At 65.4% G+C, this 9053-nt stretch carries 5 protein-coding genes and 4 pseudogenes; 5 read left to right on the top strand and 4 right to left on the bottom strand.

Going from position 1 to position 9053, the window contains the following annotated elements; all coding sequences use genetic code 11:
- Positions 1-372 precede the first annotated feature (372 nt).
- Positions 373-1532 (top strand): annotated as a pseudogene (locus AB0D66_RS33645) (IS3 family transposase).
- Positions 1533-1605: 73 nt separating this feature from the next.
- Here AB0D66_RS33645 and AB0D66_RS33640 read toward each other — a convergent pair.
- Positions 1606-1749 (bottom strand): annotated as a pseudogene (locus tag AB0D66_RS33640) (IS5/IS1182 family transposase); the annotation flags it as partial.
- A gap of 645 nt (positions 1750-2394) precedes the next feature.
- On the opposite strand from AB0D66_RS33640, the gene AB0D66_RS33635 reads away from it, so the two are divergent.
- Complete coding sequence (locus AB0D66_RS33635; protein WP_362310972.1) at positions 2395-3084, top strand: response regulator transcription factor; 690 nt, start codon at positions 2395-2397, stop codon at positions 3082-3084.
- A gap of 2 nt (positions 3085-3086) precedes the next feature.
- Positions 3087-4499: a HAMP domain-containing sensor histidine kinase gene (locus AB0D66_RS33630; RefSeq protein WP_362310971.1), complete on the top strand. Its 1413-nt coding sequence runs from the start codon at positions 3087-3089 to the stop codon at positions 4497-4499.
- Here AB0D66_RS33630 and AB0D66_RS33625 read toward each other — a convergent pair.
- On the bottom strand, positions 4462-4962 hold the full coding sequence (locus AB0D66_RS33625) for an SgcJ/EcaC family oxidoreductase (protein ID WP_362310970.1): 501 nt from the start codon (positions 4960-4962) through the stop codon (positions 4462-4464). The two genes, AB0D66_RS33630 and AB0D66_RS33625, sit on opposite strands and share 38 nt — an antisense overlap.
- 435 nt (positions 4963-5397) lie before the next feature.
- Here AB0D66_RS33625 and AB0D66_RS33620 point away from each other — a divergent pair, with 435 nt between their 5' ends.
- Positions 5398-5793 (top strand): winged helix-turn-helix domain-containing protein, encoded by a 396-nt coding sequence (locus AB0D66_RS33620; protein ID WP_362310969.1) that lies wholly within the window; start codon positions 5398-5400, stop codon positions 5791-5793.
- Between the two features lie 1008 nt (positions 5794-6801).
- Here the strand turns inward: AB0D66_RS33620 and AB0D66_RS33615 are convergent.
- Both AB0D66_RS33615 and AB0D66_RS33610 read right to left on the bottom strand, forming a co-directional pair.
- Entirely contained in the window at positions 6802-8424 is a 1623-nt protein-coding gene (locus AB0D66_RS33615; RefSeq protein ID WP_362310968.1) for an RING finger domain-containing protein, read from the bottom strand.
- Between the two features lie 169 nt (positions 8425-8593).
- Positions 8594-8843, bottom strand: a pseudogene (locus tag AB0D66_RS33610) (DDE endonuclease); the annotation flags it as partial.
- A gap of 106 nt (positions 8844-8949) precedes the next feature.
- Here AB0D66_RS33610 and AB0D66_RS33605 point away from each other — a divergent pair.
- A pseudogene (locus AB0D66_RS33605) lies at positions 8950-9053 on the top strand (hypothetical protein); the annotation flags it as partial.

Below are 9053 nucleotides of genomic sequence, written 5' to 3'. Positions count from 1 at the left end.
ATATCTGTGTCCTTTTTCTTGGTGTTTAAGCGGTTTTCTCACTCCTAACGCGACTCTTCTTGGTTGCGTAACTGCATCTAGAACTGTGTGCTTCTTCGACTTGCCCACCGATCGGGTGATTGCGACTGAGCGCTTCAGCGTCGAGTTGGCGGCTGCAGCGTCCGGTGCCAGCAGTTTGGTGAGCCGGGACAAGGGGCCACTCGAAACTTGCCAGCCTGAACGCCAACCCGGCGGCAAGGCCGGCGAGCGACGATCAAGCTGTTGTCAGCCGCTGGTTCTAAGGTCGGCCCTATGGCATCAGACGGGTCTGCCGCACGATCGGGTGACATCTGAACTGGCTTGCCTTGTGGGGCAGGTGGGAAGGATGTCGCTGTGCTCAAGCCTTATCCGGAAGAGTTCCGCCAGGACGTCGTGCGGGTCGCGAGGAACCGCGGCCCGGGTGTGACGGTCGAGCAGGTGGCCACCGACTTCGGAGTCCACCCGATGACGTTGTGGAAGTGGATGCGCCGGGCGGACATCGATGGCCGTGCCAAGCCCTGAACGTCCAGCCAGGGAAGCGCGGAACTGCGGGAAGCACGTCGGCGGATCAAGCTGCTGGAGCAGGAGAACGAGGTCCTGCGTCGGGCCGCGGCCTACCTGTCGCAGGCGCATCTGCCGGGAAAAGGATCTACCCGCTCGTGAAGGAGCTGGCCGGGGACGGGTGCCCGTCACGGTGACGTGCCGGGTCTTGAAGCTCGCCAGACAGCCCTACTACCGCTGGCTCGACCAGTCGGTGGGCGAAACCGTGCTCGCGGAGGCGTATCGTGCGAACGCGCTGTTCGGTGCCCACCGTGAGGACCCGGAGTTCGGCTACCGCTTCCTGGCAGATGAAGCGCGTGGCGCCGGGTCCGCGATGGCGGACCGGACCGCGTGGCGGATCTGCCGGGACAACCGCTGGTGGAGCGTGTTCGGCAAGAAGCGCGGCCGGGGCATGAAGGCTGGCCCGCCGGTGTATGACGATCTGGTGCGTCGTGACTTCACCGCGGCCGGCCCGAACCGGCTGTGGCTCGCCGACATCACCGAACATGCCACCGGCGACGGCGAGCTGTATCTCTGCGCGGTCAAGGATGTCTTCAGCAACAGGATCGTGGGCTACTCCATCGACGCACGAATGAAGTCCCGCCTGGCCGTGCCCGCCTGGACAACGCCGTCGCCCGACGTGAACACGTCGACGGATGCATCCTGCACACCGATCGCGGCTCGCCATTCCGGTCCAGGAAATTCGTCCGGGTCCTCGACCGGCACCGGATGGCCGGGTCGATAAGGCGAATCGGGGCAGCCGCCGACAATGCGGCCCTGGAGTCCTTCTTCAGCCTCCTGCAGAAGAACGTCCTTGACCGCAGGAAGTGAGCCACCCGCCAGGAACTACGATCGCCTTCGTGACCTGGATCGAGCGGACCTACCACCGCCGTCGCAGGCAAGCCGCACTCGGCCGACTGACCCCTATCGAATTCGAGACCGTCATGACCACACCGGCCCTCCAAGCCGCGTGACTCAACCTGCCACCCAAACCTGCATCAGACCCGTGGGTCTCGTAGTCGCGGGCGAGCGGCGGTGCACGAGCTAGCCGAACGTCCTCTCCACGACCATCGCCGCGGGATGACTTCGAAGCCCTTCTGGCCGGGGTCGCGGTGGAAGACGTCGACGCCGACGCCGAGGCGGGCGCCGTGGTCGATGGCTTTTGGTGCGGTAGCTGTTGTCCGCCCAGGCCAGGCGGCGGGAGCATGAGCCAGCCGTACGTCCGCTTGCCTGACCAGCGTCGTTTGGGGGTGGGGTGAACCTTTTGGTGCCGGGTGCCCATTCGCTGGATCGCGGTCGATACCGAAGGTGGCGGCGTGCTCGACGAAGTGCTTGCCGCAGCCGCCGTCGACCGACGCCGGCCGCGACAGCCGCTCCGTGCCTGGCGAGCGGTCCTTGGGTGCCCGTCGGCGGGGCCATCGGAGGCGGAAGCGTGAACGAATGGCGCGCTAGGGTTTCGGTGCTGGCGAGGTGTTTGCTGCAGCGGATCGATCGGGGGTAATGCTGCCGTCGCCGGCGCGTTGGCAGGCATGTGAGCCAGCGTGGGGTTCCGGCCCGGTACAGATAGTGCCGATCTGGTGTGCGGACGAGCTGCGATCAGATCGCATAGTCGGCCCGGGAGCGGGGGCGAAATGTGATTGCGGTTCCGTTTGGGCAGTGGTGACTTGTGGGCCGGTCACTCTCCCTGGTGGCGAGCCGCATCGTCGACCACTCCACCGGTTCGTGCGAGACAATGAGTCACGATTTCGAAACGGCCCACTGCCCAGGTGTCCCAGATTCCGGCCCGGCACCCGTTGCTGTCGTGGGCTCGAAAGCTCGAAGGTTAGGGTTCGTTTCGTGCACGTACTCCTGGTGGAAGATGACGAGTCGGTCGCCCAGTCGCTCCGGCGCGGACTGCGTCGGTACGGCTTCGAGGTGGAATGGGTCAGCACGGGTGGGGCGGCACTGGCCTACGAGGGGCCGTACGCCGTGGTGCTGCTCGACCTGGGCCTGCCCGACGCCGACGGCCTCGACATATGCAAGGCGCTCCGTGACCGCGGTGACGTCCCGATCATTGTGATCAGCGCGCGGAGCGACGAGGCGGACCGGGTGGTGGGACTGGAACTGGGGGCCGACGACTACGTCTCCAAACCATTTGGCCTGCGGGAGGTCATCGCGCGCATCAGGGCGGTGATGCGGCGGACACAGCCCCGCACGCTCGGCGCCGCCGCGGCCGGCCCGGATCGGTACGGGACGAGCCTGACCATCGACCGCAGGGCCGCCCGGGTACGACTGGACGGTGCGGAGGTCCCGCTCGCCCCCAAGGAGTTCAGCCTGCTCGCCTTCCTCGCCGAGGACCCGGGCGCGCTGATGTCGCGGGAACACATCATGGAGGCGGTCTGGGACGCCAACTGGTTCGGGCCGACGAAGACACTGGACGTCCATGTGGCGGCCCTACGGCGCAAACTGGCGGGCGCGGTCACCATCGAGGCCGTGCGAGGGGTTGGCTTCCGGCTCGTAGTCGACGAGGGCGGAAACAGCACCTGATCATGATCCGCCAGCTCATCCGCAGTTATGTCCTGCTCGTGGCAGTCGCCATCGGTCTGTTCACCGTTCCGGTGGCCTTCACCCTTACCGCTCAGCTGCGTGACGACACCCAGCTGTCCGTCACCCGCGAGGCCACCACGATGGCGCTGCTGCTGGGCAACAGCGATGACGCCTCGTGCCAAGCGCTGGAGGAAATGGCCAGTGCCTACGGCGACGAGACGCCCGGCGAGGTCCAGACCACCGCCACCGCAGAGTGTGTCGCGGACCTGCCCCGCCCGGAGCGAAACGCTGCCCTCTACCGGGCCCTAGAGGAAGGATCCTCCACCACGGACTGGGGCTCCTCCGTCATCTGGGGCCCACGGCTGGTGGTCACCGTCCCCGCGCAGGTACGCCGGGTGGTGGACGAGCGCCCGGCGTACGGCGACAGTGGCCCCCGGGGCACGGTCGTGGGCGCCGTACGGATCGTGTACTCGACAGACGGTCTCACGGCCAGGCTGTGGGCCATCTGGGGGTTCCGGGCCGCCCTGGCCGTCATCGTCCTCGCGGCGGCGGCCGGCATCGGCGCCGTTGCCGCCCGTCGGCTGACCCGCCCCCTGCGCCAGCTCAACGACATGGCGAGCAAGTTCAGCGACGGCGACCTGACGGCACGTTCCCCGGTGACCGGGCCTCAGGAAACCCAGACCCTGGCCCGCACGCTAAACCAGGGCGCGGAACGTCTCGACACTCTCATCGTGGCGCAGCGCATCTTCGTTGCGGACGCGTCCCACCAGCTCAGGACCCCTCTGACAGCACTTCGCCTGTCCCTGGACAACATCGCGGACGGCGTCAACGACGAGTTCGTCAAAGAGGATGTGGAGCAGGCAACGGCCGAGGTGGTCCGGATGAGCCGTCTGGTGAACGGTCTGCTGGTACTGGCGAGGGCGGAGGCGAAGGTTGCGGTGGCGGAGCCGCTCCCGCTCCGGAACGTGATCGAGGAACGCTTGTCGGTCTGGCGGCCCGCCGCCGACGAACGCGGCATCACCATCACGCTCAGGGCGGCTGCCGCCGACCGACTCCTGGTGTTGGCCAGCCCCGGCTCTCTGGAACAGATCCTGGACAACGTGTTGTCCAATGCCCTGGAGGTCTCACCGGACATGGGGGCGATCACCGTCCGGTTGGAGTGCCGGGGTGACGAGGTCGAGGTGTTGGTGCTGGACGAGGGCCCGGGCATGGGCGATGCCGACAAGGCCCGGGCCTTCGATCGCTTCTGGCGCGGCCAGGGCCTCACCGGGCGTGCCGGCTCCGGCCTCGGCCTCGCCGTCGTCAAGCAACTGGTGACGGACGACAGCGGGACCGTGACCCTGCGGGACGCGCCCGGGGGCGGGCTGTGCGTGGCGATCAGCTTGCGGGCGGCAGCACCGAGGAGTGGTGGTTAACGATCAGCCACTTTCCGTTCCGCTTCTCGTACTCGTACGTGTAACGGGCTTCGACGGTGCGCTTCTCGCCGGTCCTGGAGTCGGTGAGGTGGAACTCGTAAAGGCCCGCGTCGATTGCCGAGTCCTTGTCGAGGATGGTGATCACGCTGCGGATCTTCTCGCCCTTCGGCTTGGTCTTCAGGAAGTACTCGAAGTAGTCGACGATCCCGGCACGATCGGTACGAATCTCCGGGGAGGCGGTGGGCAGGAGCACCGCGTCCTTCGCGTACCGCGCGGCGACCTTTTCGGGGTCGCCGGTCTGCAGGCTGTTGTTCCATCCGTCGAACAGGGCGGCTATCTCCTTCTCGGTGGGCTTGGAACCTCCGTCGGAGACGGCCGCGCCGATCCCCGCGGTTGCGGTGGCGGCGGTGACCAGGGCGATGGCGCACACGAGAGCGACGCGTGGGGGGATCTTGCGGAACATCGGAACTCCAGTCCGGGGTTGAGGGGCCTCCGTTCGCTCCATCTGCGCCGGAAGTGGCTCCAGAATCGCGGCCCCCGGGAAAGCTCCCGGGCAGGGGACGTACAGGAAGAGGACAGGACACACCCAAATGACGCGGCCGCGGGGTGTGCTGGCCTTTCGGGCCTGACCTTGTCGCGCCGTATGCGCCTCACACGGGCCTGACCGCCGTCTCCTACGGCACTACGACCCGACGACGCAGCGCCAGACGACTGCGGCGGCGTTGTCTGCTCAGTGGTTGGGCCGCCCACGGCTGCTGCGGCACATCCCATGGGTGGTGCCGAGCCGCTGAGGTTTTCGGGTTGTGGTCGGGTGGTGACGATTCATGATCCCTGCGGTATGCCGGTGGTATGCGTTATCCGGAGGGCGGGGGCCTGACCGCTGAGCGTCGGGTGTTTCGTGAGGGGATCCTGGCTTCAGGCTGGCGAAAGGTTCGCGGCAGGCGAGAAGACCGCGGTCATCGCGAAAGAGCTGCGGGTGAGTGTCCGGTCGGTGGAACGCTGGCGTCGTGCCTGGCGCGAGGGCGGCATGGAGGGCTTGCGCTCGGCGGGCCCGGCGAACTCCCCGGCTGTCACCGACGAACAGTTCGCCGTGCTGGAGGAGGAACTCGGCAGGGGACCGACAGCTCACGGCTTCGACGACGAACGCGGGACCCCTGCCCGGGTCCAGAGGGTGATGCGCCGACGTCTGAGGGTGAGCCTTTCGGCGGCGACGGTCTGGCGGCTGCTGAAACGTCACGGCTGGTCCTGGCAGGCGCCTGCCGGCAAGCACTCGAGCGTGACGAGCACGCGGTAGAGCTGTGGAAGAGGGAGGTGCGACCGCGGAAAAGGCTCGCGGCGGCGTCCGGGGCCTGGATCGTCTTCGAGGACGAAGCCGGCTTCTCTATGACGCCGCCCCGTGCCCGCACCTGGGGCAGGCGCGGGCACACCTCTCTACCGCCACCGGGACCTCCTCGGCGAGATCCATGCCCAGGCCGTCGAACCCCTGGCCGCCGCAGGGGCGTGGCCCAGCGGTCAGCCGGGCCTCGCTTCAGGCCGATCTCCTGGCCGCGGGTACTCGCACCGTGCAGCGGCTCCCCGCCCGGGGTCGCGCCCTCAAAACCCGCCTGGGTGGGGTTCTCGGCGACCAAGTGTGGCGCGAGGCTGGCATCGCCGGGCCGGGCCGGCAGCGAACAGCTCAAGGCCCGCGACCACAGGTCATTGACCTGGAGCTCAGGCTCCAGCAGGGCAAGGATCTGAAGGCCGCCCGGAGCACGAACCGGGATCTCATGCCCAGCTGAACCGTGACTCGGACCCACAGGGCTGACAACGCGCGCCCAACGAGCGGGGGACTGATCCGCGGGCCGTCTGGCCCGCGGACCACCCCCTCGAAGAAATCCAGAGGCAGACGCCCGGGCTTCGAACGGGGCGGCTTGGTCCACATCTGGTTCACGAGGTACTTCACCACGCCCGCATAGTCGGCCTTGTAGTTGTCCAGGGCGCCGTTGTTGATCAGGTAGCGGCCGTTCACATTGGCCGAGACGCCGGATCTGGAAGTCCGCTGAACGCCTACGCCGCCCGCCACTCTGAGGATTCGACGAACCCTTCAATGCAACTGGCTGAAACAGGCTCCGCAGCCCAACCAGAACCAGCCGCCCAACAATCCTGACTCCAGCTGACAGCGTACCCATAAAAAGCCTTTCAATAGCTGGAGCCAACCATGGGACGAGCACGATGCGTGAACCACCAACCGTATCGGCCTCATTATCAAGGTCGACCAAACCCTGCCGACATGAAATCATCCAGGATGACAGGATTCGCTACCCTACTCGAACGTCATCATTGTCACGAGGTGCTGGTAGAGCTCTCCTCCCTTATCGGGGTGCTGGGACAGTACCTCACCGAAAGTTGCGCCGTTCGAATATGAAATAAGAAGATCTCGAAGATCCGGGTTCAAAAGGTTCATGAAGTGCATCCAGTTCTCTTCCGGTGCTCGCCCGCGAGAATTAACGCGTACTTCTTCCGCCTTTTCCACAAGGTGGTGGAACGTACTCACGGATTCTCGGCTCCACCCCCATCTTGGTGACACCTGCCGCGGGATCGGCACCATGTCCACAATCACGCGCGAGAGCATCACCATCTGAACCAAGTGGCTAGATATGAGATCCGAGTCTCGCGCATTGCGGATAAGCGTCCGAGTGAAGTCCTGCCATGCAGGGTATGCCGCCACAGTAGAAGCGGCCTGCGCAGGCAACTCATTGATGAATTTGCCCCATGTAGCACTCATCTGTGCATCTGGAGCGATATTTCCGCGCAGGGTACGCGCGGCGATTGCCAGATCCTTTAGGAGTTCAGTCGCGCTCTCGCTCCATCCCCATGACGGCTCGGGGGTGTCACGAATAGGGTCCATCGCCTGCCTGCAGAGCGGGCAATCGCTGCTCCCGCGGCTCTTCCATTCCTTAATGCAAAGGAGATGGAAGGAGTGGCGGCAGTCGGTTACGTAGGCCTCCGCAGCTTCGATGGACTCCAGGCAGATGGTGCAGTTAGTCGGCTCATCGGCCTGGGGGCTGTCCTCACTTGCCACTTGATGGGATGGTGTCAAGACTGGCTGGTCACGGTCGCTACGTTGCCCGGAGGGCTTCGTTATGGCATTCTCAGCGCCGTCGTTCGAGAGATCTGTAGGGTGTGAAAACTGTGAGATTAGCCTCGCTCCGGCCTTCGCGGTTACGCTGGCCACGGCATTGCGCTCTGCTCGTCGACGGGAGCTGGATTTATTCCCACCGGTGTTCACCCTTTCGGCGGCAAGTCCGGTGACGCCGGTTTCCTGCCCGGTCCCGGCAACTTCTGCCACGGGGCCGCGAATCTTGGCATAGCTCTTCCCCTGCTCCTTAGCGATCCTCGCCCGGATTTGTGCAGGTCTTTCAGTGGACTTTCGGCTCCTGGGCCCGGACTTTGCGCCCGCGCCGGAGGCGACGTTTAGTTGTGAAGCAGCAGCGTTCTGAGCTACCCGCAGGATCTCATATGTCATGTTGCCGAACAGGGCCTCTATGTAGAGTTGTCCTGCAAGCTCCTCCAGGCTTTCGGATGCCCCTGGCTGAATGGCTCGAATCAAGGTTTCCAGGCCGGCAACGTCGGTCGCGGACGAGGCCACCTCGCAGAAATGCGAGGTGGCCTCGTCCCATTGCCGAAGGGAAGCGCGCTGCAGCCAACCCCATTGTTGCGTGGCTATTTGCACACTGTCCGCAGTGATTAGCCCGGACATGGCGGAGGGGCCAAAATCGGCCGCAATGCGATCAACATCTTGGACGGAGTGAGTGGCAAACATTCGTTCCGTATATTCATGCAGCTCGCCAATAGTAAGGTCCTGGTTGCCGAGTTCGCTGCGCGCAACGCAAATAGCTTCATCCCATCCTCTGGAAGCGGCGACGCCAAGCCAATGTAGCGACATGATTGTCTCCTGATTTTGATTCTCGACGTGTGGTGCAGGGCTCCTACTGAAAGGCTCACCCTCGGGCACAGCCTCTCGACGCCTAGAGCTATCGGGCAGAGGCGAAAGGGCAACCCTCCGGCCCTCCTTGCTTCCCTCCGGCGGCCAGAGGAGTGTTGAGATTGCCCTAGATCACCACGATGGGTCTGCCGAGCTGAATATGGGCCCTCACCAGCAAGTCGCGGTAGTCCTGCCAGGAGAAACTCTTGCGGGCGCCCTTGAGCAGGAGATGGTTGCGGGGCCGGTGAATGAGGCGGCTCCTCACCAGGTTTGTAGCAGTACAGTGCGGCGACCGAGGTCCGGCGTCGGGAACGGCCGCGGACACGGATCAAGGGGGTGTGCCCGCGCCGGCCCCAAATGCGGGCACGGGGCGGCGTCATCGAGAAGCCGGCTTCGTCCTCGAAGACGATCCAGGCCCCGTACGCCGCCGCGAGCCTTTTTTCCGCGGCCACACCGCCCTCTTCCACAGCCCTACCGCGTACTCGTCAACTCGCTCGGTTCGCCGCCGAGGCCGGCCTGACGGTCACCGTCTGCCACCTGCCTCCCGGCACTTCGAAGGGGAACCGGATCGAACACCGGCTGGCTGCCAC

This window comes from Streptomyces sp. NPDC048270, from assembly GCF_040652335.1.
Taxonomy (GTDB): Bacteria; Actinomycetota; Actinomycetes; order Streptomycetales; family Streptomycetaceae; genus Streptomyces.
The sequence above is the reverse complement of the archived record's forward strand: the minus strand, read 5'-3'. Positions and strand labels throughout refer to the sequence as shown.

Excerpts from the sequence above, each read along its gene's own strand:
- AB0D66_RS33630 (WP_362310971.1), top strand. The coding sequence starts at position 3,087 with ATGATCCGCCAGCTCATCCGCAGTTATGTCCTGCTCGTGGCAGTCGCC.
- AB0D66_RS33625 (WP_362310970.1), bottom strand. The coding sequence starts at position 4,962 with ATGTTCCGCAAGATCCCCCCACGCGTCGCTCTCGTGTGCGCCATCGCC.
- AB0D66_RS33615 (WP_362310968.1), bottom strand. The coding sequence starts at position 8,424 with ATGTCGCTACATTGGCTTGGCGTCGCCGCTTCCAGAGGATGGGATGAA.